This window comes from Rhodococcus sp. P1Y (assembly GCF_003641205.1).
In the GTDB taxonomy this organism is placed as follows: Bacteria; Actinomycetota; Actinomycetes; order Mycobacteriales; family Mycobacteriaceae; genus Rhodococcoides.
The window spans coordinates 5308824-5335762 of the sequence record NZ_CP032762.1 but is presented as its reverse complement, the minus strand read 5'-3'; the positions used below and the strand labels follow the sequence as shown (position 1 = coordinate 5335762).

General features: G+C 63.3%; 25 protein-coding genes. 19 read left to right on the top strand and 6 right to left on the bottom strand.

Annotated features, from left to right (window positions below):
* Positions 1 to 11: 11 nt before the first annotated feature.
* Positions 12 to 1694, top strand: a complete 1683-nt coding sequence (locus tag D8W71_RS24585; protein ID WP_268959844.1) for an MDR family MFS transporter — start codon at positions 12 to 14, stop codon at positions 1692 to 1694.
* A gap of 8 nt (positions 1695 to 1702) precedes the next feature.
* On the opposite strand, the gene D8W71_RS24580 is transcribed toward D8W71_RS24585, so the two are convergent.
* Both D8W71_RS24580 and D8W71_RS24575 read right to left on the bottom strand, forming a co-directional pair.
* Positions 1703 to 3193 carry an adenylate/guanylate cyclase domain-containing protein gene (locus D8W71_RS24580; protein WP_121117428.1) on the bottom strand — a complete coding sequence of 497 codons (1491 nt, stop codon included), beginning with the start codon at positions 3191 to 3193 and terminating at the stop codon, positions 1703 to 1705.
* Positions 3190 to 3579: a helix-turn-helix transcriptional regulator gene (locus D8W71_RS24575; RefSeq protein WP_236077599.1), complete on the bottom strand. Its 390-nt coding sequence runs from the start codon at positions 3577 to 3579 to the stop codon at positions 3190 to 3192. Before D8W71_RS24575 ends, D8W71_RS24580 begins: the two co-directional genes overlap by 4 nt.
* A 63-nt stretch (positions 3580 to 3642) precedes the next feature.
* Between D8W71_RS24575 and D8W71_RS24570 the strand changes: the two genes are divergently transcribed.
* On the top strand, positions 3643 to 4038 hold the full coding sequence (locus tag D8W71_RS24570) for a hypothetical protein (protein ID WP_121119862.1): 396 nt from the start codon (positions 3643 to 3645) through the stop codon (positions 4036 to 4038).
* Positions 4039 to 4078: 40 nt separating this feature from the next.
* Positions 4079 to 4837, top strand: coding sequence for an alpha/beta fold hydrolase (locus tag D8W71_RS24565; RefSeq protein ID WP_121117426.1), 759 nt, complete (start codon positions 4079 to 4081; stop codon positions 4835 to 4837).
* Between the two features lie 29 nt (positions 4838 to 4866).
* Here D8W71_RS24565 and D8W71_RS24560 read toward each other — a convergent pair whose 3' ends face one another.
* The 3 genes from D8W71_RS24560 to D8W71_RS24550 form a co-directional block, all read right to left on the bottom strand.
* Positions 4867 to 7041: an HNH endonuclease signature motif containing protein gene (locus D8W71_RS24560; protein WP_121117424.1), complete on the bottom strand. Its 2175-nt coding sequence runs from the start codon at positions 7039 to 7041 to the stop codon at positions 4867 to 4869.
* Positions 7042 to 7094: 53 nt separating this feature from the next.
* Positions 7095 to 8315, bottom strand: coding sequence for an ISL3 family transposase (locus tag D8W71_RS24555; protein ID WP_121117422.1), 1221 nt, complete (start codon positions 8313 to 8315; stop codon positions 7095 to 7097).
* Positions 8316 to 8791: 476 nt separating this feature from the next.
* Positions 8792 to 9472 (bottom strand): alpha/beta fold hydrolase, encoded by a 681-nt coding sequence (locus tag D8W71_RS24550; protein WP_121117420.1) that lies wholly within the window; start codon positions 9470 to 9472, stop codon positions 8792 to 8794.
* Between the two features lie 49 nt (positions 9473 to 9521).
* On the opposite strand from D8W71_RS24550, the gene D8W71_RS24545 reads away from it, so the two are divergent.
* Together D8W71_RS24545 and D8W71_RS24540 are read left to right on the top strand one after the other, a co-directional pair.
* Complete coding sequence (locus tag D8W71_RS24545) at positions 9522 to 10217, top strand: helix-turn-helix transcriptional regulator (protein WP_121117418.1); 696 nt, start codon at positions 9522 to 9524, stop codon at positions 10215 to 10217.
* A gap of 231 nt (positions 10218 to 10448) precedes the next feature.
* The gene (locus D8W71_RS24540; RefSeq protein ID WP_236077598.1) at positions 10449 to 11123 is read left to right on the top strand and encodes a GNAT family N-acetyltransferase; all 675 of its coding nucleotides are present in this window, start codon (positions 10449 to 10451) and stop codon (positions 11121 to 11123) included.
* 105 nt (positions 11124 to 11228) lie between these two features.
* Here the strand turns inward: D8W71_RS24540 and D8W71_RS24535 are convergent, their stop codons facing one another.
* On the bottom strand, positions 11229 to 12281 hold the full coding sequence (locus D8W71_RS24535; protein ID WP_236077597.1) for an endonuclease/exonuclease/phosphatase family protein: 1053 nt from the start codon (positions 12279 to 12281) through the stop codon (positions 11229 to 11231).
* Between the two features lie 154 nt (positions 12282 to 12435).
* Here D8W71_RS24535 and D8W71_RS24530 point away from each other — a divergent pair, with 154 nt between their 5' ends.
* The 14 genes from D8W71_RS24530 (at position 12436) to rpsG (ending at position 26878) form a co-directional block, all read left to right on the top strand.
* Positions 12436 to 13233 (top strand): TIGR03084 family metal-binding protein, encoded by a 798-nt coding sequence (locus D8W71_RS24530; RefSeq protein WP_121117414.1) that lies wholly within the window; start codon positions 12436 to 12438, stop codon positions 13231 to 13233.
* Positions 13230 to 14930 (top strand): acyclic terpene utilization AtuA family protein, encoded by a 1701-nt coding sequence (locus D8W71_RS24525; RefSeq protein WP_121117412.1) that lies wholly within the window; start codon positions 13230 to 13232, stop codon positions 14928 to 14930. Before D8W71_RS24530 ends, D8W71_RS24525 begins: the two co-directional genes overlap by 4 nt.
* Positions 14927 to 16075: an acyl-CoA dehydrogenase family protein gene (locus D8W71_RS24520; RefSeq protein WP_121117410.1), complete on the top strand. Its 1149-nt coding sequence runs from the start codon at positions 14927 to 14929 to the stop codon at positions 16073 to 16075. The genes D8W71_RS24525 and D8W71_RS24520 overlap by 4 nt, the downstream gene beginning before the upstream one ends.
* Positions 16072 to 17670, top strand: a complete 1599-nt coding sequence (locus tag D8W71_RS24515; protein WP_121117408.1) for an acyl-CoA carboxylase subunit beta — start codon at positions 16072 to 16074, stop codon at positions 17668 to 17670. The genes D8W71_RS24520 and D8W71_RS24515 overlap by 4 nt, the downstream gene beginning before the upstream one ends.
* A gap of 7 nt (positions 17671 to 17677) precedes the next feature.
* Complete coding sequence (locus tag D8W71_RS24510) at positions 17678 to 19627, top strand: acetyl/propionyl/methylcrotonyl-CoA carboxylase subunit alpha (protein WP_121117406.1); 1950 nt, start codon at positions 17678 to 17680, stop codon at positions 19625 to 19627.
* The gene (locus D8W71_RS24505) at positions 19624 to 20784 is read left to right on the top strand and encodes an acyl-CoA dehydrogenase family protein (protein ID WP_121117404.1); all 1161 of its coding nucleotides are present in this window, start codon (positions 19624 to 19626) and stop codon (positions 20782 to 20784) included. Before D8W71_RS24510 ends, D8W71_RS24505 begins: the two co-directional genes overlap by 4 nt.
* A complete protein-coding gene (locus D8W71_RS24500) occupies positions 20784 to 21539 on the top strand; it encodes an enoyl-CoA hydratase family protein (protein WP_121117402.1) in 756 nt (251 codons plus the stop codon). The genes D8W71_RS24505 and D8W71_RS24500 overlap by 1 nt, the downstream gene beginning before the upstream one ends.
* Positions 21540 to 21554: 15 nt before the next feature.
* A complete protein-coding gene (locus D8W71_RS24495) occupies positions 21555 to 22202 on the top strand; it encodes a TetR/AcrR family transcriptional regulator (protein ID WP_121117400.1) in 648 nt (215 codons plus the stop codon).
* 51 nt (positions 22203 to 22253) lie between these two features.
* Entirely contained in the window at positions 22254 to 23654 is a 1401-nt protein-coding gene (locus D8W71_RS24490) for an amidohydrolase family protein (protein ID WP_121117398.1), read from the top strand.
* Positions 23654 to 24637: an antibiotic biosynthesis monooxygenase gene (locus tag D8W71_RS24485; RefSeq protein WP_121117396.1), complete on the top strand. Its 984-nt coding sequence runs from the start codon at positions 23654 to 23656 to the stop codon at positions 24635 to 24637. The genes D8W71_RS24490 and D8W71_RS24485 overlap by 1 nt, the downstream gene beginning before the upstream one ends.
* Positions 24638 to 24672: 35 nt before the next feature.
* Positions 24673 to 25185 carry a DUF3558 domain-containing protein gene (locus D8W71_RS24480; RefSeq protein WP_121117394.1) on the top strand — a complete coding sequence of 171 codons (513 nt, stop codon included), beginning with the start codon at positions 24673 to 24675 and terminating at the stop codon, positions 25183 to 25185.
* The gene (locus tag D8W71_RS24475; RefSeq protein WP_121117392.1) at positions 25182 to 25700 is read left to right on the top strand and encodes a DUF3558 domain-containing protein; all 519 of its coding nucleotides are present in this window, start codon (positions 25182 to 25184) and stop codon (positions 25698 to 25700) included. The genes D8W71_RS24480 and D8W71_RS24475 overlap by 4 nt, the downstream gene beginning before the upstream one ends.
* A gap of 331 nt (positions 25701 to 26031) precedes the next feature.
* A complete protein-coding gene (gene rpsL, locus D8W71_RS24470; protein ID WP_008714048.1) occupies positions 26032 to 26406 on the top strand; it encodes a 30S ribosomal protein S12 in 375 nt (124 codons plus the stop codon).
* A gap of 1 nt (position 26407) precedes the next feature.
* Positions 26408 to 26878 (top strand): 30S ribosomal protein S7, encoded by a 471-nt coding sequence (rpsG, locus tag D8W71_RS24465; protein WP_072690599.1) that lies wholly within the window; start codon positions 26408 to 26410, stop codon positions 26876 to 26878.
* Positions 26879 to 26939: the final 61 nt, after the last annotated feature.

Here is a 26939-nt window from a genome sequence, read left to right as displayed (position 1 = left end):
CCCCAGCTGATGTGACCAAGAACGACTCAGGCGAATACTCGCACCGGGAGATCATGACGATCCTCTCCGGACTCATGATGGGAATGTTTCTCGCGGCGCTCGATCAGACGATCGTGTCGACGTCGGTGCGCACGATCGCCGACGATCTCAACGGCTTCTCTGTGCTCGCGTGGGTCACGACGGCCTACCTCATCACCTCTACGGTCTCGACGCCGCTGTACGGCAAACTGTCCGATCTCTACGGTCGCAAACCGTTCTTCATGACGGCCATTTCGATCTTCGTCATCGGGTCGATGCTGTGCGGAATCTCCACGTCGATGTACGAACTCGCGGCCTTCCGCGCCGTCCAAGGACTCGGCGCGGGCGGGCTGATGTCCATGGCGCTTGCCATCATCGGCGACATCGTTCCGCCCCGTGAGCGCGCCAAGTACCAGGGCTACTTCCTCGCCGTATTCGGAACGTCCAGTGTTCTCGGCCCGGTCATCGGCGGACTGCTGGCAGGGCAGTCGTCGATCCTCGGCATCACCGGGTGGCGGTGGGTCTTTTACATCAACGTTCCGCTCGGCATCATCGCGCTCGTCGTGGTGTGGCGCGTGCTGAACCTGCCCGTGAACAGGCGCGAGGCCCGCATCGACTGGTGGGGCGCACTGCTCCTGACGATCGGACTCGTGCCACTGCTCATCATCGCCGAGCAAGGCCGCGTCTGGGGCTGGAGTTCGCCGCGCGCACTGGCGTGCTTCGCGATCGGCGTCGTCGGAATCATTGCGTTCGTTCTGGCCGAGATCAGGATGGGTGACGACGCTCTGATCCCCATGCGGTTCTTCCGCAACCGGCTGTTCGCGTTGTGTATCGCGGTCAGTGTCATCGCGGGTGCCGCGATGTTCGGTGGTATCTCACTGCTGCCGCAGTATCTGCAGGTGGTCAAGGGTTCGTCGCCGACACTGGCCGGGTATCAGACCCTCCCGCTCGTTGGAGCGCTGATGATCAGCTCGATCGTCTCCGGACGACTCATCTCCAAGACCGGCCGCTACAAGATCTTCCCGATCGTCGGTACCGCGCTGATGGCGATTGCGATGTTCACCTTCCACTACGTCCATGCCGACACTCCACTGTGGCAGACGATGGTCGTGATGGCGGTGTTCGGCGTCGGACTCGGTTCGATGATGCAGCCGCTGACGCTGGCCATTCAGAACGCGATGCCGCCGAAGGACATGGGAGTCTCGACGTCCGCCGCCACGTTCTTCCGGCAGATCGGTGCGACGCTCGGGGTTGCAGTGTTCCTGTCGATGCTGTTCACTCAGCTCACTCCGAAGACGACCGACGCATTGGTCACCGCGAGTGCCACTCCGGAGTTCCAATCGGCCGTCCAGGCCGCGTCGACGAGCGGCGATCCACTCGAGACAGGCTTCGCCGATGCGCTGATCGCGCGCGATCCCTCGATCGCGGGCAGCGCCCTGGTCGACTCGTCGTTCATCCAGAAGCTCGATTCCGCTCTCGCCGAGCCGTTCCGGATCGGATTCTCCGACGCGATGGACTATGTGTTCTTGGCGGTGTCGATCCTGATGGTCCTCGGGTTCGTCCTCGTCCTCTTCGTCAAGGAGGTGCCGTTGCGGACGATGTCCGGGTTGGCAGCGGCCAAGGCCGAGCGCGACGCCGAAGCCGAGCGCGACGCTGCGGCCGGTGAGGCTTCGTAGCTAGCGGTTCAGGGATCGAGACTGACTGTCGCGACAGAAGTCGGACTCTCGAGGCCTCTCAGCAGTACCGGGTCTCGAGCTTCCCAGCGGACTGCTTCGTCGGTAGTCGCACTGTCCACGACGTCGGAGGCGACCAACACCCGCGACTGCTCGTTCTTCGCAAGGTCCGACAGTCGCGCTGCGCAGTTCACCGGGCCGCCGATGACCGTGTACTCGTAGCGCTGCGTGGCACCAATGTCGCCGGCGAACACCTGGCCGGCGGCCACTCCGATTCCGAAGTCCATGGAGTCGAGCGATCTCAATGCCACGCGCAACCGTCGGGCTGCTCGTAGTGCTGCAGTGGCCGCATCGTCGATCGGTTGCGGCGCACCGAAGATCGCCAGCGCTGCGTCACCCTCGAACTTGTTGATGAATCCGAAGTTCTCGTCGACGGTGTCGACCACGATGGCAAGAAACTCGTTGAGCACCTCCGCGACGCGTTCGGGCGGATGGTCGACGGCGAACGTCGTCGATCCGACGAGGTCGATGAACAGCACTGCCGCGTACTGGACGTCGCCGCGTGGGAAGTCCGATTCCTCTAGCGCGCGGGAGGCTACCTGGGTCCCGACGTGGCGGCCGAAAAGGTCGCGCAGTCGTTCCCGTTCGGCCAACCCGGCCGACATGCTGTTGAAGCCGCGCTGTAGATCACCGATTTCCGAGGAGTCGTAGACGGGCACGCGGGCGTCTGCGGTGCCGGTCTCGAGTGCCCGCATCGCCGAGCTCACCTCGCGCACTGGTTCGGACACCGATCTCGCGACGAGCACGGTCCCTCGTAGTCCAGTGCCGAGTGCGATTGCCGAGACGATCAGGATCGGTAATTCGATCGGCGCTGGAATCTCGACGGGGTGGCCGGTCGAGTGTGCGATGACGATGAGGGTGATGGCCGAGACGGGGAATGCCGTGCATACGACCCACGTGACGACGAGCCGCGCCAGCACGCTCAGTTCACGACGCGTGCGCGGCTGCACTGCCGACGCGCGGACACTGATGGGGCGCAATGCTCGCTCGGTCAACAGATAGCCGGTCCCTGCCGTGGTCACGGCACCGAAGATCGTGCCGACGACGACGAGGATCGTGACGTCGTTCTCCGCCTCTCGGGTGAGGAACGCCAGCGCGAACCCGAATCCGAGCCACAGAATCAGATGTGATGCTGTGTGATGCAACGGTATTCGTTTCGCCCGCTTGGCCTGGCTGGCCGTGGGCGGCGCCTCGGTGCTCACCCACCGCAACGTCGGTGCGATCAGCAGAGCGCCTGCCGCAGCTCCGGCCGTGATCCCGAGTGGCACGATCCAACGGAACGCGCTGAATGCCGGATCGGTCAGGATGCTGCTCACCGTTGCAGTTTCCGAGCGTGCCAACAGAGCAACTACGAACGTGACCTGAACGGCGGCGAAGATGTTCAGCACGAGGAGCCCGACGCCGTACCGGACCGCTACGGACCTGGCCCGCTTGCGCGTCACCGCTGCGGCCCGCCGGTGAGTGCGCTGACCAGTGCCCGCATCGCGGAACCAGCACTGTCTGTTTCGGTCGGACCCAGCGCTACCAGTGCGGCGATCAGGGCCGCGATTTCCTCGAAGGTAAGACTGACGGGTGACAGCCGATCGTGGCGCGGGAGCCTGCTCCCGCCGTGTGTCCCCGGCACCGCCACGATGGGAACTCCCGACTCGACGAGCCGTCGGCGATCTCGTTCCACGGTCCTGGCGCTGACCTGCAATTTCTCGGCGAGTGCCTCGGTGGGAACCGGAACCGGAGAGTCCGCGAGAATTTCGATCAGGCGCTGCTGGCGGACAACGCGTCGCAGCGTCAGGTGGTTGTCACGGCTTTCGGCGCTCGTCTCGCGGGGCACAGTTGTGAATTCTGTCCGATTCCCGACACCGGCGTGGCGGTAATGAGCCGTACGTTGCTCGGCATGGCATACACCGAATTGGAAACCATCGAAGCATTCTTCGCCCGGTACACCGGATATTTGTCCGACGGCGACTTGGGCGGACTCGCCGACATCTACAACTATCCAGCGCTTGCGGTATCGCCGCGCGGTTGCATGGCCGTCACCGAGCCGCAGCAAACGCGAGACTTCTTCGCGCAGGGCCAGCAGTTCTACCGTTCTCGCGGCATTCAGAGCGTGCGAGCGAAGGACATCGTGACCGAGATCGAGGCGAACGGAATCTGGGTCGGGCATCTGGTTCTGGAGAACTTGGATGACGTCGGAACGCCCGCCGGTGAGGAAAGGAACGCCTACCAGATCGTCGTCGACGGTGACGGGAAGCGTCGGATCGCCGTGACCACGCCGCTCGACGGCGTGTAGCCCGCGGTTACTTTCCCCTGCTGCGCCGGTCTTACGTTGCATGAGCAAACGTGTGCAGTTGGGGCCGGTCGACACCTGGTACGACGAGAAGGGCAGCGGTGACCCGTTGGTTCTCCTGCATCCAGGCGGCGTCGATTCGCGTGCCATGGAACCGACTCTCGACGCGCTGACGCAGGAGTTCACCGTCTACACACCCGAGCGCCGCGGGCATGGTCGGACTCCCGACGTGGACGGCCCGATGACGTTCGACGACATGGCCACCGACACCGTCGCGTTCATCGAGACGGTGATCGGTGGACCCGCGAGGTTGGCAGGATGCAGTGACGGCGCGGTCGTCGCTTTGCTCGTGGCTTTGCGCCGACCGGACCTCGTCGAACGACTCGCCTGCGTCGCCGGAGTGTTTCACCGCGACGGTTGGGGCGGCGGAGTGTCCGATCCCGACGATGCGACACCGCAGTTTCTCGTCGACATGTACGGCGAGATCTCGCCCGACGGCGCCGACCACTATGCGGTGATCACAGCCAAGCTCGACGACATGCACCGAGCCGGGCCGCTCGTCACGCCCGAGCAGCTCGGTGAACTTCGTGTTCGGCTGCTGGTCATGATCGGGGACGACGACGAGGTCACCATCGAGCACGCGGCTCAGTTCTACGCCAACGCTGCGCGTGCTGAGTTGGCAATAGTGCCTGGCACTTCGCACGGCCTACTCGTCGAGAAGCCGGAGTTGTGCAACGCACTTCTCTTGGACTTCCTGACGCGCGACGCAGTCGCGACGTTCGCGCCGATTCGGCGGAGATAGGACTCTCGTTTCGGTCCCCAGCTGAGTTGTCAGAACGGTGCACCTCCTCGGTGTGCGCTGATCGCAGTACCGACAATCAGACCCACGGCCGTTCCCATCGATTCGTTGCACCCGACAATCGGTTCGAGATGAATCCGAGGTCGCTTCGAGCGAACGTTGCTGCCGGCGGCCCCTGCCCCTGAGCCTGCCTCTGCCCCTGATTCTGCGTCTGATCCTGATCCTGCGGCATGGGCCGATTTGCGAGTAGAGCTCCGCCGGTTCCGTGTGCGTGGATCGGTTCGCTTCGCAGTATCCACGGCGGATTGACCGAGCGCAGAGCCTGATTCGGCTGGCGTAGAACCTGATCCGGCCGCCACAGAACCTGATCCGGATCCGGCTGGAGCAGTCGACCCCGTGGCAACGGCTGCTTCCACTGCGGTCTCCGGCACGGTTTCGCATTTCGGTCTACGTTTGCGAGGAATGTGGGGAATCAGGGGCTGTTCCGCGCAGTCCGTTGTTCCGATGGCGCTTCCCGGCAGTGTGATTGCTGTCGTGCCTGAGCTGGATTCCCAGTAGTTCACCGCGCCGGCGAGCATGGTCGGTGTCCATGCGCCCATTGTTTTGAGTGCGTGGTGGTATTTGCAGAGGCAGTGGAGGTTGGTGAGGATGGTCCAGCCGCCTCGTGCGGGGTTGCGGTGGTTATAGGGGATGACGTGGTCGATTTCGCAGCCGGCTGCGGGGACGTCGCAGCCGGGGTGGCGGCAGGTGCGGTCTCGTTGGCGGACGCAGTCGGCGAGTGCGGTGGTTGGGCGATATCGGAGTGCGCTGTCGGGTGGTTCGATGTGTCCGCCGTGGCCGTCGGGATACAGCGCGACGGCTAGCCCTGGGTTGGCGGCGATTGATTTCTCCAGTGCGGCGATGAGGGTGTAGCGACCTTCGTGCGGTCCGGAAGTAGCGTCGGTTCTCGTGCGTGTGTGCGAGAGCTGAGGCCTCGGCAGTGCCATTCCTCGGCGTCTCCGTCCGCGTCCGAGTGGATGGAACGTCAGGTGTGTCGTGGGGTAGGTCTTCCTCGCAGACCCGAGATCGACGTCATCAGTTGGTTCGCGGTCATCCTCGTCCTCTGCGTCTGCGTCTGTGTCGTCGCCTGTGTCGTCGTCGCCGCCGTCGCCGTCGCCGTCGTTCTCGTCTTCGGTGTCCTGGCCCGTGTCTTCGGTGTCGCTGTCCTTGTTGTCGGTGTCCTGACCCTCGTTGTCGGTGACGAGTCCGAGGTTTCGGGCGAGGTCGAGTACCTCGGTGAGGATGATTTGGAGGTCACTGTTCTCCGCGAGCTGGCGGGCGTAGTCGGCGTCGATGTGACCGTGTCCGGCGAGGTAGGCGGGGAGGTCTGCGAGTCCGAGGAGGGTGTTGATGTCGATAGTGATGTTGGTGAGTGGGGTTCTGCGGTCGGGGAGTTCGGGGTTCGCGGTGCAGGGGTGATCGTCGTCGGGTTCGCAGGTGCAGGCGACGTAGCTTTCGCGTCGCATGAGGGCGGTGTAGGCGGCGGCGCGGCGTTGTCCGCGGGTGCGGGGGTCTCGGGGGCAGATGGTGTCTGCCATTTCGTTGATCAGTTGCCAGCTGGCTGCGGCGTCGGCTGCCTCGAGGTGTGCTTCGATGGTGGCGATCATGTCTTTGTCGCGGTATCGCACGCCGGTGAGTCTGGTGAGGTCTTTGCGGAGTTCGGTTGCTTCGTCTGGTGCGCTGCGGTGCATGATGGCGTCGACTTCGGTGGCGAGGGGGCCGGGGGAGAGGTGTAGGGCGGCGGTGAGGATTTCGGTTTCGGTGCGTTCGACAGCTGGGGTGCTGTAGGGGTTGGTGATGCGGTAGATGGCGCGTACGCGGGCAAGGTCGAGTTCCCCGGCTTCGAATGCTGTTTTGATGGCGGGCAATCGTAAGCGAAGGTCCATTCCGATTTCGGAGTAGGTGTCTGCGACTGTTTTGGAGCAGCCCAGGGCTGCGGCGATTTCGGAGGATGCGTAGTTTCCGGCGTCGGTGATGTGTTCGCCGACTTGAACCGTCTGGTGGATGCAGGAGTCCCAGATAGCCGCTGCGAGTGCGACTTTACGGGCGCAGGCTCGGTTTTCGATGACCGAGACGTCCCCGACTTCGTTCAGGAGGGATCGGTCGATGACGGGCTTCTTCTGCGGCCCTGTGTAAGCGGCGAATGCGCCTGCGAGACTTCCCGTCATCGTTGCCCCCCGGCAATCGTCTCGAACCAGTATTAGAACGTATGTGCCCCTCCTTACCTTTGTGTGGGTAGTTTGACCTCGATTCCGCCGAGGTTGAGGTAGATCATTGCTTTCAGCGATGCGGCAGAGTGGTGGCCGTAGCCGCGGGCGTTGATCAGTCTGATCTTGGAGTTGATTCCCTCGATGAGAGCGTTGGAGACACCCAATTCGATTGCTGCGCAGATCGCCTCGGACTTCTTGTCGATCATCCGGGCGAGTTGAACGAACGCACTGATGCCGCAGGACTTCGCTTCTTCGATCCAACGCCTCAAATACCGTGCAGCGTTCGACGGCGCGACTTTCCGGTAGAGATCCCGGAACTGTTCCTTCAGACGCCACGCCGTCCCGACTTCGGTGTCAGCTGCAGTCACCGTCCGCAATAGCGACTTATGGGTCTTGGTGAGCCGATTCTTACCGAGCCGCAACGCTGTTCGAGCCTTGCGCCACTCCGGTGCCTGCATGGTCAGCGTGCGACGAATCGACGCGGCATCGGAGAACACCCGGTCCAACGCTCGATTGACCCATTGCATGACATGAAAGGGATCCATGCACTGACGAGCCTGCGGGACGTGATGTTCGGCGGCCGCACGGAACGCCGGCGACCCGTCCATCGACACCACCTGCACCTCCTCTCGCTCCTGCGCGGACTGTTGTTCGAAGAACTCCGAAAACGAGTCCCGACCGCGGCCCTCGGAGATATAGATGACCTTGCCGGTGTCGTGATCACCCACGATCGTGAGGTACTTGTGCGGATGCCGATAACAGATTTCGTCGACACCGATCCGATAGAGCCGATCGAGGCGACGCGAGTCGATCAACGCATCGACCGCGCGTGTGACGATGGAGGTCACCGTTCGCCACGCGCAGCGCATCAACGTCGATACCGAGGTCCTGTCGGTGCGAGTGACCAGCCACAACACGGTGTCTTCGAAGTCTCGTGAATGCCGCGCTCGTGGCCGCGCCCACGGGATGTCCTCGGTACGAACACCGCAGGTCGGGCACTCGATCCGTCGGATCGAGTAGACCAGCCACACCTTGTGCCGGCCGAAATCGAGATGCCGCCAGCGACGAGGTTCGCGATCGTAAGCCGCGGTGCTCGAATAGCCACACGGGCACTTCACACGGCGCGCGGTAAGCCTGAGCGTGACCTCGACCAAAGAGTCTGTGATCGACACATCCGACACCGATGCACCGGGAATCTGAAGCAGACGGTTAAATGCAGTACTGACGCGCACGTGTAGCGGTCCTCCGGATTGAGGTCGGTGTAGGAACCCCGAAATCTAGAGGCCCAACACGTGCGCGTCCCTCATCTCACCGGCAACTCGCCGAACACTGCGTCCAACAACACAACCCACCCTGAACAGCAGAAATGACGCCCACACAAACCTCAGGAGCGCCACGTATGTTCGATAGTAATGCACAACTAAGCACGCGTCAAGGCAATTCTGTTGCGGCATAACCTTATCGGACGGGATTGACGCTATACACTAGGCCGCCGACAGATCGCATGAGGCCGGACGCGGTGGACTAATGCTCGTGCTCCTGCAGTGACCGGTAGTTCTTCGGTGTGAATCCTCCTGCAGCGCTCGATCTTTGTGAATCCATCGCGTTGGGATAGCGCAGCCCTTTTTCGTTTGCCTTCGAACCAGCCGTCAGATGCATTTGTGAGCCGATCGACGTACCGCATGAATTGTCCGCCGGTCGCTTGCGGTCATGCTGTCAAAAACCCGCGGATCATCGCGGCTGTTGCTTCCGGGTTCTGGAGCATCGGCAAGTGGCCGGTTGCGATCACCTGCGACCACTTCCCGCCGAGGCGCTCGGCGAAACGGCGCTGGAGCCCAGGTGAAAGCTGCTGGTCTCGAGTGGTCACCAGGAAGCCTCGGCGACCGGACCACACGTGGTCCCCAGTCTTTTGCCTGTACAGATCCAACGATTCAGGGGTGAATTCCGCGACAATGCGTTCCACAACGTCTTTGCTCAGGCCCGTCCCGAGGCCCCGTCGGATGGCTGTCGCAGGAGGGCGTGTGCCGGCAAGTCGCATCGCCGTGGCAATGGCCCACCGGTTCGGGGCTGGCATCGCGGACACGAAGGACCCGCCTGCCGCTGGAATCACGGCGGCGATCCCTAGGAAGCCCGTGACTCGGTCCGGAACCAGCCGTGCAACTTCGGCACCGACCACACCACCTGAGGAGTGCGCCACGATGGCGAACCGGCCTGGCGGTGCCGCTTCGACGGCGAGTTCGACGTATGCGGCCAGCGGAGCACCGGAGCAGTCTGAGGGCCGGGGCCCAACTGCCGAATCGGCATTCACCTGAGCTCGCACATCTTTCCAAATCCAGGGCGAGAGCCCAGCGCCGCTGAGGAACAAGATCGGGTGGTGCGCATCAGTCATGTATTAATCGTGGCCGACAACTTTGTCACCAGTCTGTCACCATTTGTGAATGAACCGCACGGACAGACTTTTTGCGATCCGCGAGGAGTTGCGTGGCGCGGGCAAAGGCGGTCGTACCGCCGACCGGCTTGCAGAGGTGTTCGAGGTCAGCGTCCGCACCATCAAGCGTGATGTCACCGCACTCGCACAGTCAGGCTTTCCTGTGTGGGCCAGACCGGGACCGGGCGGGGGCTACGTCGTCGATCGGAGCGCAACGCTTCCGCCCGTCAATTTCACCGAGTCGGAGGTCGCGGGGCTCGCCGCGGCTGCAGCAGCCAGTTGGGGGCAGCCCTTCGATCAGGATCTTCGAGCCGTGTTGAGAAAGGTCCTGAGCGCGATGGACGGCCCTGCTCGAAGACGTACTGCTCGTCTGACGGACCGAGTGTGGATGAATGTCAGCCACAACCGACGAAATACCCGGAACCTACGGTGTGTCGAGCAGAGTCTGGTCGAACAACGCGTCCTCGCTCTGCGGTACAGCGACCGACACGGCACGATAACGCTGCGACGGGTCGACCCAGTGCTCCTGGCGCACACACGGGGAACTTGGTACCTCATCGCCCACTGCCGGACCGCAGGGGCGATCCGTTGGTTCCGTCTGGACCGCATCGAAGTCGCAAACCTCACGACGGAAAGGGCCTCGAACATCCCGGTCGAGTCCGTAGGGATTCCGCCGCCGACAGCCCGACCGCTGAGCGATCTCTAGGTTCCATCGCGCTCACGATCAACCAACGGTAGGAAGGGGCGTGTCACTATTCCGGCGATGACGATTACCAGCGAACCCTGGAAGCACCCGCGGCCCGAGCAGTCGCAACTTCGCCTTGACGTTGTGCCCGCGCGCGTTGTGCACGCGCTGGCATCAGGTGAAACTGCTTCGCTCGGAGTGGAATACGCTTCGTCCTACCTGGCGGGGACCGATTGCCGTGCCCTGTGGCGGATGAGGAGCAAGCAGCTCATCGATACCCCCAGGGACGCGCCGTGGATCACGCGATCGATGGTCGACCCTCTCGTCGCGTTTCCGGTTGGCGTGGCAGGCTTCCACGGCGCTCCCGACGAGGCGGGGATGGTCGAGATCGGCTATCGGGTCGCCCCCGATCTACGTCGACGGGGCTATGCACGGCGATCCGTGGAAACGCTGCTCCACGTTGCGCGTGGTCAGCTGGATGTGAAAACGGTTCGCGCGACGATCAGCCCTGACAATCTCCCCTCGTTGGCCCTCATCAGGAGCTTCGGGTTCGTCGAGTCAGGGGAGCAATGGGACGAGGAAGATGGGCTGGAGATCATCTTCGAGATTTCGTCGTCGGAAGCGCACTTACGCTGCGATTTGCTGCCTTTCGGCAGCGCTCAGAGCCTTACCGATCGAGCGTCAGCTCGGGACATTCCGGGGCATCGTCGCCGAATGCGCCTACGGGTTCACGCATCCCACGCTGCCGGCAACCGAGCAATGGTCGGGGATGAGAATTCGGATGATGTCGTCGATCTGCCCGATCGTCAGCCCTGCCGATCCCGTGGTGAGGCTTGGTGTCGCCGGCTCGGCAGAGGCGACGGGAGCAAGGAGGCATGTTGCTGCAACGGTGAATGTCGCAACCGCAAGAGAGGGTCGGACGCCTGATCCCATCGGAAGAGCCTTTCGTCGAAGATTGGCAGCAGAGTCGACTGTAAACCGAACGACTGGTCTGTACAACTATCGGACAGGCGACCGGAAGGCCGTGGTTCATCACGAGGTCTTCAGATCGACCCACACCAAGCGGTGATCCGACGGATGACCGGCGTCGATGGGCCAGTAGACCTTCGACTCGACGACCGTCAGATCATCGGAGGGCAAGGCGTAGTCGACCCGCAGGTCACCGGGGACCGGATCGGAGAAGTCGGCGGTGTCGGTTCCATCTCCTGCGTCCGAGGTCGGGGTTGGGTCCTGGACGCGGGGATTGTCGAGGAGCTGCTGGATCGACCCGGCCACCGAATCGCCGTCTACCGGGTCGCTGTTCTGGTCGCCCAACACGACGAACGAGGCATCGCCGTCCAGCCCGCCGCGAACTCCGTTGTCGTCGTACAGGTAATCTGCTCCGTCGATGTAGTCGGCGGTCAACCTGATCTCGTCGTGATTGCGTTTCCCGTTGCGATCCTCGGGTCCGTCGAACGACGGCGGCGTCGGGTGGGACGCCAGAATGTGCACGGTCTTGCCGTCGACATCGACTGGCACATCCCAATGCGATTTACTCGACAGCCGAAGAGAGTCGGCGTTCGCACCGTAATACTCACGTGGCAGAAGCGAATTCGGCATGTCCTTCCACAGGAAAGTCTGGAACGTTCGGACCGAATCGAGAAGAATCGGATACTTGGACAGCACCACCATCCCGTACTGGCCGGGGAACTGACCGAAACCGAACGCGTCGCCGGGGCCGCCCACGGCACCGTCGGAATCGAGATCGAGGCCGGAATCGACGCCCGTGTTCACCGGTGCCGTGAACGAATATGGGTAGGCACCGCCGAGGTAGTTCTCGCGAAACAGGTCGACGGCACCCGGTGAGTAGTCGAACTCGTTGACCAGAAGAATGTCCGGGGCGTTCTCGACGATGACATCTGCGGCCGCGCGGGCCTGTTCGTTTTCGCCGCTCAGATCGGAAGTCAACTGCCCTTCGGCTGCGCGATTGAGGCTTGCGTTGAACGTCGCAATCCGAACGCTGGTCACCTCATTTTCCTCGACCGAAGTGCATGCCGTCAGCATAGCGACGGCGATGACGGCTGAAATGGCGCGCGCGTATTTCACTGGCAACACGGTAGTGACGAGAGGAGAACGGAAGATGTCCGTGCGTCGACCAGTGGCACGCCGAAGTGCCATGGAGGGCACTCAACCGCACCACTAAGACCATTAACAAGCAGGCTTGCTTGCTTTTTCTGTCCGACGATGTGAAGCTTTCTCCATGGCCGACCTCGACTCCATCGTCGATGACCTCCGCGCCGAGGGCGACGCCCTCGATGCACTGGTCGCCGACCTCACCGACCGACAATGGTCGACGCCGACTCCGGCTGCCGGATGGACCGTCGCTCATCAGATCGGGCATCTCTCCTGGACCGACAATGTCGCCGAGCGCACGACAGCGGGTGCGGCAGGCGACGCCGATGCGAAGGCGGAGTTCGACGTCGCAGTGAAGCGCGCATGGTCGGATCCGACCGGATTCGTGGACAGCTCAGCGGCAGAAGAGGCCCGAAACCCCGACCTCCTGGCGACGTGGCGTACCCGCCGGCACACGATGGCCGAGGCGCTGGCGAAGGTTCCGGCCGGGGTGAAGATCCCCTGGTTCGGACCGCCGATGAGCGCCGCATCGATGGCAACCGCGCGGCTGATGGAAACGTGGGCGCACGGCCAGGACGTCGCCGACGCGTTGGGCATCACCCGAGAACCCACCGAGCGCATCAGAGGCGTCGCGCACATCGGTGTTCGCACCCGAGACTTCGCGTACGCAGTCAACCAACAGACCCCGCCGACCGAGCCGTTCCGGGTCGAGCTCACCTCCCCCTTGGGCGAGCTCTGGACCTGGGGCCCCGGTGACGCGCCTCAGCGCGTCACCGGCTCGGCGGCGGACTTCTGCCTACTCGTCACTCAGCGTGCCCATCGCGACGACCTCGATATTCGTGCGGACGGCGCCGACGCTCAGCACTGGCTCACCATCGCCCAAGCCTTCGCAGGCCCTCCAGGACCAGGACGACCCACGAGATGAGCACGCCCGCAGTCAGGATCGGAAACTGTTCAGGCTTCTACGGAGACCGGATCTCGGCGATGCGCGAGATGCTCGAAGGCGGTGAGCTCGACTACCTCACCGGCGACTACCTCGCCGAGCTGACCATGCTCATCCTCGGCCGAGATCGCATGAAAGACGCCACCCGCGGATACGCGAAAACGTTTCTGCGTCAGGCGGAAGACTGCCTCGGGCTCGCGCTGGACAAGGGTGTCAAGATCGTCGTCAATGCCGGAGGTCTGAATCCTGCGGGGCTCGCGGAAGCGTTGAACAAGCTCGATTCCGGTGCGAACATCGCGTACGTCGAAGGCGACGACCTACTCTCGCGCGCAACTGATCTCGGCTTGGGCAGTCCGCTGACCGCCAACGCGTATCTCGGCGCTTGGGGGATCGTCGAAAGCTTGAAGGCAGGCGCCGACGTCGTCGTCACCGGTCGGGTCACCGATGCATCGGTCATCGTCGGACCGGCAGCTCACCATTTCGGTTGGTCGAGAACCGATTACGACGCCTTGGCCGGGGCGGTGGTGGCCGGTCACGTCATCGAATGCGGGACTCAGGCCACCGGTGGCAACTATTCGTTCTTCACCGAGATCGCCGACATGGGCAGGCCGGGCTTCCCGATCGCCGAAATCGAGGGCGACGGCTCGTCGGTCATCACCAAGCACGACGGCACCGGCGGTGCCGTCAGTGTGGGAACCGTCACCGCGCAGTTGCTGTATGAAATCACCGGCGGCCGCTACGCGAACCCTGACGTCACCGCGCGAATCGATACCGCGGTTTTAACGCAGGTCTCGAGCGACCGAGTGAGAATCACCGAGGTGAAGGGAGAGGCTCCTCCGCCCACGCTGAAGGTGTCGCTGAACTCGCTCGGCGGTTTTCGCAACGAGTTCACGTGCATACTCACCGGTCTCGACATCGACGCCAAAGCCGAGCTCGCGCAGAAACAATTTCAGTCCTGGCTTCCCGTGAGACCCAAGGAACTCGACTGGACTCTCGTGCGCACCGACAAGCCGAACGCAGACACCGAAGAGACCGCGAGTGCATTGCTCAGGTGCGTCGCGCGCGACACCGACCCGAACCTCGTCGGTCGCCAGTTCTCAGCGGTTGCAGTGGAACTCGCCCTCGCGAGCTATCCAGGATTCTCGCTCACCGCACCGCCGAGCAACGGGGCCCCTTTCGGGGTGTTCACTGCGGGGTACGTACCGGCGGAGAAGGTTCCCCACGTCGCGGTGTTACCGGACGGAACCCGAACCGATATTGCTCAGGCTACCGAGACGAGAGAGCTCGAACCTGTCGACGAGCCGCAACTTCCGCAGCGGCGACCCGAGGAACCGACACTGAAGGTTCCTCTCGGAACAATCGCTGCCGCCCGCAGCGGCGACAAAGGCGGCAATGCCAACGTCGGGGTGTGGGTACGCAGCGACGACGAGTTCGCCTGGCTGGTACACGCTCTGACAGTCGAGCAGATCAAGGTCCTCCTCCCAGAGGCGAAGGACCTCGACGTCACCCGCCACGTTCTCCCGCACCTCAGAGCCGTCAACTTCGTCATCGACGGCATCCTCGGCCAAGGCGTCGCATCGCAGGCCCGCTTCGACCCACAAGCCAAGGGGCTCGGCGAATGGCTGCGTTCCCGTCATATCGACATCCCCGAAACTCTTGTATTCCAAGGACAAATATGACCATCTGGACCACCCCCGAACGCCAGCAGCTCCGCAAGACCGTGCGCAGCTTCGTCGAACAGGACATCGCGCCGCACCTGAACCAATGGGAGACCGACGGCGAACTGCCACGCGAGCTGCACAAGAAGGCTGCGTCGCTCGGGCTCATCGGTGCAGGCTTTCCCGAGGAAGTCGGCGGCGACGGCGGCGACCTCGCCGACGCTGTCGTCATCTGCGAGGAGATGCATCAGGCCGGAGCGTCGGGCGGACTGTTCGCGTCGTTGTTCACGAGCGGAATCGCGTTGCCGCACTTGGTTGCAGCCGGAGATCCGGACCAGATCGACAAGTGGGTCAGGCCGACCCTTGCCGGCGACAAGATCGGGTCTCTGGCCATCACCGAACCGGGTGGCGGCTCCGATGTCGGGCATCTTCGTACGAAGGCTGTGAAAGATGGCGACCACTACGTCGTCAACGGTGCCAAGACCTACATCACCTCGGGATGTCGTGCAGATTTCGTCGTCACAGCGGTGAGAACCGGTGGTGACGGTGCCGGTGGAGTGTCACTTCTCGTCATCGAAAAGGGCACTCCCGGTTTCGAAGTGACGAGCAAGCTCGACAAGATGGGGTGGCGGGCGTCGGACACCGCGGAGTTGTCGTTCGTCGACGCACGGGTGCCGGTGAGCAATCTCGTCGGCGCGGAGAACAGCGGGTTCGCGCAGATTGCGCAGGCCTTCCTGACCGAACGAATCGCTCTGGCCGCCCAGGCCTACGCCAGCGCACAGCGTTGCCTCGACCTCACCCTGCAGTGGGTCCGTGATCGCGAGACATTCGGAAAGCCCTTGATCAAGCGGCAATCCGTCCAGAACACCGTGACCGAGATGGCACGGAAGATCGACATCGCTCGCGTCTACACGCGAAACATCGTCGAGCGGTCTCTGGAGGAAGACAACGACTTCATCGCCGAGGTCTGCTTCGCGAAGAACACCGCCGTGGAATCGGGGGAGTGGGTGGCCAACCAAGCCGTTCAACTGTTCGGCGGTCTCGGATACATGCGCGAAAGCGAAGTCGAACGCCAGTACCGAGACATGCGCATCCTCGGAATCGGCGGCGGCACAACAGAAATTCTCACCGGTCTTGCGGCGAAACGATTGGGGTACCAGGCATGAGCGTGCTGAAGTCCACCCTCGACACCGCGTCGGAGCAGTTCGTCGGTGCGACCGAGGCGATGAACACCAAACTCGCGGAGATCGACGCCGAACACGCGAAAGCGCTTCTCGGCGGCGGTGAGAAGTACGTTGCACGGCACAAGAAGCGCGACAAACTCCTCGCTCGCGAGCGGATCGAACTGCTCATCGACGAGGATTCTGCGTTTCTGGAGCTCTGCCCTCTCGCAGCGTGGGGCAGCGACTTCCCCGTCGGCGCCAGCACGGTCATGGGGATCGGCGTCGTCAGCGGTGTCGAATGCCTCATCGTTGCCAATGACCCGACGGTCCGCGGCGGTGCCAGCAACCCGTGGACCCTGAAGAAGGGTTTCCGCGCCAACGACATCGCGACGCAGAATCGTCTCCCCGTCATCTCTCTCGTCGAGTCCGGTGGCGCCGACCTGCCGACGCAAAAGGAAGTCTTCATTCCGGGCGGACGGATGTTCCGCGATTTGACGCAGCTGTCCGCCAAAGGAATTCCGACGATCGCCCTGGTCTTCGGCAACTCCACCGCGGGCGGCGCGTACATCCCCGGTATGTCCGACCACGTCGTGATGATCAAGGAGCGCTCCAAGGTGTTCCTCGCGGGGCCGCCTCTGGTGAAGATGGCGACCGGCGAGGACTCGGACGACGAATCACTCGGCGGCGCTGAGATGCACGCCCGAAAGTCTGGACTCGCCGACTATTTCGCAGTCGACGAGCAGGACGCCATTCGCATCGGCCGCAGTATCGTCAAGAGGCTGAACTGGAAGAAGAAGGGGCCCGAGCCGCGCGCCGAAGTGATCGAACCGCTTGCCGACCCCGAGGATCTTCTCGGCATCGTCCCCACGGATCTGAAGATCCCCTTCGACCCGCGCGAGGTGATTGCCCGGATCGTCGACGGATCGGATTTCGACGAGTTCAAGCCGATGTACGGCGGTTCGCTCGTCACCGGTTGGGCCGAACTGCACGGGTACCCCATCGGCATCCTCGCCAACGCCCGCGGCGTCCTGTTCAGCGAGGAGTCGCAGAAGGCGACGCAGTTCATCCAGCTGGCGAACCGTTCGAACACTCCGTTGCTGTTCCTGCACAACACCACCGGCTACATGGTGGGCAGGGAGTACGAGGAGGGCGGCATGATCAAGCACGGATCGATGATGATCAACGCCGTGTCCAATTCGAAGGTTCCGCACATCTCGATCCTGCTCGGCGCCTCCTACGGAGCCGGTCACTACGGTATGTGCGGTCGAGCATTCGACCCCCGGTTCCTGTTCGCCTGGCCCAGCAGCAAATCCGCCGTGATGGGCGGTGCGCAGCTGGCAGGCGTCATCTCGATCGTCGGACGTGCCGCCGCCGAAGCCCGCGGCCAAGCCTTCGACGAGGAGGCCGACGCCGGACTGCGCGCGATGATCGAAAATCAGATCGAAGCCGAATCGCTGCCGATGTTCCTCTCCGGACGCCTCTACGACGACGGCGTCATCGACCCCCGTGACACCCGCACGGTAGTGGGAATGTGCCTGTCGGCCATCGCCACCGCCCCGATCGAAGGCACCGAGAACTTCGGCGTCTTCCGGATGTGATGCGCAGATGACTATCACTTCAGTACTCGTCGCCAACCGCGGCGAAATTGCCCGGCGCGTCTTCGCCACTTGCCGCGCCGAAGGTATCGATACCGTCGCTGTCTTCTCCGACGCGGACGAAAAGTCGCCGCACGTACGGGACGCCGATGTAGCAGTCCGGCTACCGGGTAACTCGTCGAGCGAGACGTACCTGCGCGGTGAACTCGTCATCGCCGCAGCGGTCCAAGCCGGCGCCGATGCGATCCATCCCGGCTACGGATTTCTCTCGGAGAACGCCGAATTCGCACAACAGGTCCAGAACGCCGGACTGATCTGGATCGGACCGCCGGTCAAGGCCATCGAACTGATGGGCTCGAAGGTCGAGTCCAAGAAGATGATGCACGACGCCGGCGTCCCGGTCCTCACACAACTCGACCCAGCTACCGTGAGCGAGGGCGAGCTCCCGGTGCTTGTCAAAGCCTCCGCAGGTGGAGGTGGGCGCGGCATGCGCATCGTCCGTGAGATGAACAAGCTGACCGAGGAAATCGAAGCGGCGCAGAGGGAAGCGCTCTCGGCGTTCGGTGACGGCACCGTGTTCGTCGAGCGCTACATCGAAACCGGACGCCACATCGAGGTCCAGGTCATGGCCGACCGTCAGGGAACCGTATGGGCGGTGGGGGAGCGTGAGTGCTCGATCCAGCGTCGCCATCAGAAGGTCGTGGAGGAGGCGCCGTCGCCGCTCGTCGAGCGGATCGACGGTATGCGCGAGCGGTTGTTCGACGCGGCCAGGCTCGCCACCGAGGCTCTTCGGTACGAAGGGGCAGGCACCGTCGAGTTCCTCGCCGACGACAAGGGCAACTTCTTCTTCCTCGAGATGAACACACGACTTCAGGTGGAGCACCCCGTCACCGAATGTACGACGGGTCTCGACCTGGTTGCGTTGCAGATCGACGTGGCAGCGGGTAACCCGCTTCCGGCGATACAGCCTGCGACGCGAGGTCACTCCATCGAGGTTCGGCTGTACGCCGAAGACCCCTCGCAGGACTGGCAGCCACAAAGCGGCCCGGTGCATCGATTCGAGATCCCCGGCGCGCAGTTCAGCGTGTTGGACAAGGCCGGCGTAAGGGTGGACTCAGGCGTCGAGACAGGCAGTGTGGTCGGGACGCATTACGACCCCATGTTGGCCAAGGTCATTTCCTTCGCGCCCACCAGGGACCAGGCTGCGAATTTGCTCGCGAAGTCGTTGCAGAAAGCCACGATTCACGGACTGAAGACCAATCGTGATCTGCTCGTCAACATTCTTCGGCACCCGGCTTTCCTGGCGGGGGACACCGATACTGCGTTCTTCGATACCCACGGTCTCGAGGTCCTGTCGCAGTCGATCGCCCAGGGTCGTGCGCTCGAGCTCTCGGCTCTTGCGGCTGCGCTGGCCGACGCCGCCGACAACCGAAGTTCGGCGCCGGTGAACCGGGGTCTACCCAGCGGTTGGCGTAACCTTCCGTCGCAACCTCAGCGGAAGACGTACAACGACATCACCGTCGAATACTCTCTCGGCAGGTACGGACTGGTGACCGATCTGGGCGGCGTGACTCTGGTATCCAATACCCCGACCCTAGTGGTGCTCGACGACAACAAGATTCGGCGAACATTCCAGGTCTCACGGTATGGTCGAGACGTCTTCGTCGACTCCGCACTCGGGCCGGTTCGGCTCGTCAGATCCCCTCGTTTCACCGACCCCACCGAGGAAGTCGCGGCGGGCTCTCTGCTCGCACCGATGCCGGGTAGCGTCATCAGAGTTGCTGCAGCGCAGGGTGACACCGTCACTGCGGGGCAACCGATCCTGTGGCTCGAAGCGATGAAAATGGAACACACGGTCACGTCCCCTACCGATGGCGTGCTCACCGAGCTGAACGTCATCCAGGGGCAGCAAGTAGAAGTCGGCGCAGTCTTGGCCGTGGTAATAGAAGGAGAATCATGAGCTTTGTCGAATCCGAAGAGCAGAAGGGGCTGCGGGCCGCGGTCTCCTCGCTGGGCAAGCGGTACAACTACATCGATTACGTCCTTCCGAACGCGCGTAAAGGTGAACCGCTCACCGAATTGTGGAACGAGGCAGGCAAACTCGGATTTCTCGGCGTAAACCTCCCCGAGGAGTACGGCGGCGGCGGTGCGGGAATCTACGAGCTGGCGCTCGTGCAGGAGGAACTCTCCGCGCACGGCGCAGGGCTACTGCTCGTGGTGGTCAGCCCTGCAATCTGCGGCACCATCATCGGGAAGTACGGCACCGAGGACCAGAAGCGGACGTGGCTCACCGCGCTCGCCGACGGCTCCAAGATCATGGCCTTCGGTATCACCGAGCCGGACGCCGGATCCAATTCGCATCAGATCACGACAACGGCCAGACGCGATGGATCGGACTGGATCGTCAAGGGCAGCAAGATCTACATCTCCGGCGTCGACCAAGCGGATGCCGTGTTGATCGTCGCCCGTACGGAAGATTCCAAGACCGGCAAGCTCAAGCCTGCACTGTTCATCGTCCCGACCGACTCCGAGGGCTTCCAGAAGACCCGGATGGAGATGGACATCATCGAGCCGGACCATCAGTTCACGCTGTTCCTCGACGATGTACGACTTCCCGCCGAGGCGCTGGTCGGTGAAGCCGATGCAGCCTTGATGCAGTTGTTCGCCGGCCTGAATCCCGAACGCATCCTCGGGGCGGCGATGGCCGTCGGGATGGGCCGCTATGCGCTCGACGCTGCGGTGAAGTACGCGAACGAGCGGACGGTATGGAAGACGCCGATCGGTGCGCACCAGGGTATTTCGCATCCGCTGGCGCAGATCAAGATCGAGCTGGAGCTTGCGAAGCTGATGATGCAGAAAGCCGCGGTCCTCTACGACTCCGGCGACGATTTCGGTGCAGCCGAGGCCGCCAACATGGCCAAGTACGCGGCGGCAGAGGCAAGCATCAAAGCACTCGACCAGGCGATCCAGACCCACGGCGGCGCAGGTCTGACCGAGGAATACGGCCTCGCGGCGATGCTGGGCGCCGCACGTATCGCTCGCGTGGCCCCCGTCAGCCGAGAGATGATTCTCAATTTCGTGTCTCAGCATTCGCTCGGACTGCCCAGGTCGTACTGATGGCAGTGACTCGGGCAACGGACAACGCCGTCACCACGCTCACTCTCGACACTCCGCACAACCGAAATGCCCTGTCGACGGCCCTCGTCGAGGAACTCACGGCGGGGCTGCGGGAGGCATCGGGCGACCCGGACGTGAGAGCAATCGTTCTCACCCACACCGGCGGAACGTTCTGTGCGGGGGCCGACCTGACCGAGGCCGGTGGATCGGTCGAAGGCCGAACCGCTCAGATGCTCGGACTTCTCCGGGCGATTCTCGAGACGCCGAAGCCGGTGGTCGCCAAGATCGACGGTCACGTGCGGGCGGGCGGTATGGGCCTGGTCGGGGCGTGCGACGTCGTTGTCGCCGGAACCAAGGCGACCTTCGCCCTGACCGAAGTGCGGCTCGGGCTCGCGCCGTCGATCGTGTCCTTGACGCTTCTTCCTCGCATGAACTCCCGGGCAGCGAGTCGCTACTTCCTCACCGGAGAGAAGTTCGGGGCCCACGAGGCCGAGGCGATCGGACTGATCAGCGAGGCGAGCGCAGACCCGGCCACGACCGTCGAGGACATTCTCGGATCGCTCAGGCAGGGGTCACCCCAGGGGCTGGCCGAGTCGAAGAGGCTCACCACCGAGTCGATCCTCGCCGACTTCGATGCGCGTGGAACCGACTTGTCGGACCGTTCTGCGAACCTGTTTGCATCCGAGGAAGCTCGAGAGGGGATGATGTCCTTTCTGGAGAAGCGGCCGCCCTCGTGGGCGACGCACGGTCGGTAGGAGAAGTAGGTCGAGATGGTGACGGCGCGTGAACCGAAGCAAGATCGAAGTAGGGCCACGCGCCAGCGGCTCCTCGAAGCGACCATCGCCTCGCTGGCAGACCAGGGCTGGGGTGCGACGACCGTGGGTGTCGTCGCCGAGAAGGCCGGGGTCTCCCGCGGTGCAACACAGCACCATTTCCCGACGCGTGAGGACCTCATCACCGCGGCACTGGACTACATGTTCGACACCCGGATGGACGATGCCCGTCGCGAATCGGTCGCCCTGCCGACCGGCCATGCACGGACGGAGGCTGTCGTCGAACGGTTGGTCGAGTACTACACAGGCTCGGTGTTCAAGGCCGCACTCCAAGTGTGGACAGCCGCAGCGGCCGATCCGGAAATGCGGGCTCGGGTGTTGCCGTTGGAAGACAAATTCGGCCGGGTCGCACACCGGATGGCTGTCGAACAGCTCGGCGTCGACGACCGAGATCCCCAAACACACCGCCTCGTCCAGGCCACTCTCGACCTCGCTCGTGGTCTCGGCCTGGCCGATGTGCTGAGTGACGACTCACGCCGACGAAGCGAAATCGTTCGGGCGTGGTCGGGCGTGCTCGACTCCAGCTTGAAGATGAACTCGAGCTCGACGATGCACAAGGGTGAGAAAACCCTCGTCGACGGGTGATTTGAGCTCGTCGGTCAGCACGATGTCCGCACCCGTGGTTCGCTGTCGACTGTGAGCCAGATACACCGGGGACATATCTTCCACATTGCTGGATCGCCGACGGTCACCGACGCTGCGGCTGCGCTGGTCTCGATTCCCGACGGCGCCCTCGTCGTCGACGACAACGGAATAATCACCTACGTGGGCGAGTTCGACAACGCGGGCTCCACTCCTGGTTCGACTGTCGTGGACCATCGTCCTGGTTTTCTTCTTCCCGGGTTCATCGATACCCACGTTCATTTTCCGCAGACGTTCGCAGGCGACGCCTACGGCGGCGGACAGTTGCTCGAATGGCTGAACGCCTGCATCTTTCCATCGGAGTCGCTGCTCGAGGATCCTGAATTCGCATCCGACGCCGCCACGGCGTTCTGTGATCGCCGAATCGCAGCGGGCACCACGCAGGCGATGGTCTTCGGGTCGGCCTTTCCCCATGCGCAGGACTCGTTGTTCGAAGAAACCCGGCGACGTGGCCTCCGCGTCGTCAGCGGCAGAGGCGTCCAGACCACCGGTCCCGACTCTGCCCATGCCCTGATCACCAGCGAGGACGACGCAGTCAGGCTCGTCTCGGAGGAGATCGAGAAGTGGCACGGCGCCGACACCGGTGACGAAAAGACAGCGCTGCTGCACGTTGCCGTCGTACCGCGGTTCTCGCTGTCGGTCACCACCGAGACACTGAAAAATCTCGGGGAGCTGTACGACTCCGTCCGCGACCGCGGGGTCTACTTCCACAGCCATCTCAACGAGAACGACCGACCGGGTACAGGCGAGGTTGCTACGACCAAGGAGACCTACCAGGTCGACTCGTACCTCGACACCTATGACGGCAAGTTCCTGCCCGGATCGAAGGTCGGCGGCAAGAGCTTCCTCGGAAAGCGCAGCATCCTCGCGCACTCCGTGCACTGTCAGGATGTCGAACTGGCCCGCATGGCCGAAACCGGAACGTCGATCTCGCACTGCCCCACGTCGCAGCAGTTTCTCGGCTCGGGAACCATGCCGTGGAAGCGGACCGTCGCGGCCGGCGTCAACATCGCCATCGGTTCCGATTACGGCGGCGGCGACGAGTTCCTGCTGACGAGAGTGCTCGGCGACGCCTTCAAAGTGCACATTTCGGAGGCAGGCGACGACGGTGTTTCCCTCCACCCGGCGGAACTACTGTTCACCGGTACCCTCGCCGGCGCCCGGGCCCTCGACATGGAGAACCGTATCGGCAACTTCGATCACGGCAAAGAGGCCGATTTCATCGTCGTCGACCCAGCTGCGTGGCCGCCTCTCGGCGGCTTGATCGAACGCGGCGTTCGATCGGAGGAACCTGACATGGCGCGGGATCAGACGTTGTTCGCACTGCTGATGGCCATGCGAGAGCCGGCGATCACCGAGGTGTACGTGCAGGGCCGACGCATCGACACGATCTGATGCTCACCGCGCCCGCCACAGCCGTCAGTGTCTTCCATCGGGAGCAGGACGACGCCGGATTCGTCTCGTGGGTTGCCGAGTTGCATCGAGCTGCCGAGCACGCACCCGGTTTCGACAGTGCACTCGTGTCGACTCCCGACGCCGCGTCCTTCGCGTGGGCGGCCTCGGTGTCCTTCGACACCGAGGAGCACCTGCATGCCTGGCTGGATTCCCCGGAACGCGCAGGTTTGCTCAGCCAGGGCGACGCACTCGGCCACCACCGGATCAGCACGGACCTTCTAGTCGTCGAGGGCAGCGCGCCGTCGACGGGCGTCGGGATCATCGTGCACGACGTCGCAAACGGTAGACAGGACGAGTTTCTGCAGACACAGCAGGACCTGGTCGAACTGAGCTCGGGATTCTCCGGTTTCGAAGGTGCGGTGCTTCTCGGGCCGGGGCGCCCGAGCGACGAAATTCTCGGCGACGCGGCGTCGAAGTGGCTGTCGGTCCTTCGATTCCGTACCGATCGCCAACTGTCGGCATGGATGCAGTCCGACGTCCGCACGGCCGCTCTGCCGGAACTGCGCAAGCAGCTCACCGGAGATTTCTCGGTGATCACCCACAGCACCCCTTTCGGCTCCATCGTTCGTGTCGAAGACGGCAAGACCCAGGTGACGCCGGACTGGAAAACGGCAATGCTCGTCCTGCTCGTCCTCTATCCGACCGTGATGACACTGTCGCGGTTCGTCGGACCGCTCCTCGACGACATCGGATCGCCGCCGTGGCTGTCGATGTGGCTCAGTCAGATCCTCAGCGTCGGGTTGATGACCTACTTCTTCATGCCCGCGGTGACCGGATGGTTCAGGCGGTGGCTGGATCCGATCGACGGCGCACCGCGGAAGGTCTCGTTGGTGGGGGCTCTCGTGGTGGTGGTGGTCTACGCGGTCACGCTGGCGTTGTTCGCGTCGATCAAGTGGTTGCAGTTCTGGGACTATTTCGACTAGCTGCGGTGTCGGTGATCTCGGTTAGGGTCACCAGCATGCGCGCGACGGTGGTTCTCGGGGTGGCCTTGGCCGCGCTGCTGGTCGGCTGCGGTTCGGGTGACGACGCCTCTTCGGCGCGCCAGTCCACATCGGTTGATCCAGGCGCGTCCGGTCCGTTTTTCGGGCAGTGCGGATCGGTGAACGACGAGGAAGTCGTCCGAGCCTTCAATGTCCCTGCATTCACGATGATCACCCGTAATTCTGTCGGGTGCGAATGGGAAGTCGCCGGATTCACCGGACCGTCGGTGAGCTTCTCGTGGTACCGGGGAAGCCCTATCGACCGGGAACGATCGGGCTCCGAACTCATCGGCCGACCCGCCGACGACATCGAGATCGACGGGCATCCTGGATTCTCCGCCGCGACCAAAAACTATCTGTGCGAAGTCGGCGTGCAGTTCGGGAAGGATTTCGTCCATTGGTCCGTTACTTACGGGGACCAAGTACCGACAGCCGATGTGTGCGGGGTCGCCGAGCAACTCGCGGAGCTGACCGTGGAGCGAGCCCAGTGAGGCGCACGGCAGTGGCGGTCGGTGTTCTCCTCTTGGCCGGCTGCAGCACCACCGTCCCAGGCACGCCGAAGGCAGAGTCGTTCGACGGCAGCGCCGACTCGGAATTCACGAATCTGCTCACCGAGTGCGACGCCGTCGCCGACGATCGAATCGCCGACACGGTGGGCGGCGACGCCATCGAGCGCGGATTCTTCGGGGCCATCTGCCGGTGGGACGTGGCAGGCCCGAACGGCATCGTGAAGGTGACGTTCAACTGGTTCGAGAACGGTTCGTTGGATGCCGAACGGGACGCGAGCCAGCAAATGATGTACACGACGTCGGACATAACTGTGCAGGGCCGCAAGGCGATTCGCCAGCAGCCCCCTGACGATCCCGCATCCTGCGGGGTGACGGCCGGATCTCCGGACTCGGGTGTCGTCGGATGGTGGGTGCAGTACCTGCCAGGGTCGGGCCACCCCGATCCGTGCGAGGCCGCGACTACGTTGATGGATCTGACGATCAACCTGAGTCGATAGCACAAGCGATACCGTTTTGACCCGAGGCCGCGCCGCCAGGTATCGTTATGGGTCGTGTCCGGCCTGACCGGACCGTCTGTGTGCCTATGCGAGGTACAGCCGTGCTCACGCCCGGGCGTAAAGCCTGGAACGAGCGTGCGAAGCGGCTGCCGTGTGGGGGTATGCGACACACCCGACCGCGGGGTGCAAGAGACCCGCGGTAGCAGTACTGGAGCACCTGCAGTACTGACGTACGAGCAGTACCGGGTGAGGAGCAGTGTTCTCTTGCTCCAACTGCTAGATCCCTGAGTCTCTACAACAAAGAGACTCGCGACACGAAGAAAGCCGGTTCATGCCAACTATCAACCAGCTGGTCCGCAAGGGTCGCACCGACAAGGTTGCGAAACTGAAGACCGCTGCCCTCAAGGGCAGTCCCCAGCGCCGTGGTGTGTGCACTCGCGTGTACACCACCACTCCGAAGAAGCCCAACTCTGCTCTCCGTAAGGTCGCGCGTGTGCGCTTGACCAGCTCGGTAGAGGTCACCGCATACATCCCCGGTGAAGGCCACAACCTGCAGGAGCACTCCATGGTGCTCGTTCGCGGTGGTCGTGTGAAGGACCTCCCGGGTGTGCGTTACAAGATCATCCGCGGCTCGCTCGATACTCAGGGCGTCAAGAACCGCAAGCAGGCTCGCAGCCGCTACGGCGCCAAGAAGGAGAAGAGCTGATATGCCACGCAAGGGCCCAGCACCCAAGCGGCCGCTGATCAACGATCCGGTCTACGGATCCCCGTTGGTCACGCAGCTCGTCAACAAGATCCTCATGGACGGCAAGAAGTCGACCGCCGAGCGCATCGTGTACCAGGCTCTCGAGCAGGCACGCGAGAAGACCGGCACCGACCCCGTCGTCACGCTCAAGCGTGCACTCGACAACGTCAAGCCGGCCCTCGAGGTTCGCAGCCGTCGTGTCGGTGGCGCCACCTACCAGGTGCCCGTCGAGGTTCGTCCGGGCCGCTCCACCACGCTGGCACTGCGCTGGCTGGTCACGTTCTCGCGCGCTCGTCGTGAGAAGACCATGGTCGAGCGTCTGGCCAACGAGTTGCTCGACGCAAGCAACGGCCTCGGTGCCGCTGTGAAGCGTCGTGAGGACACCCACAAGATGGCAGAAGCCAACAAGGCGTTCGCGCACTACCGCTGGTGACTTCCTGTCGGGAGGGTGCGAGAAACTTCTCGCACCTTTCCGGCGTTGTATCTAGTACCTG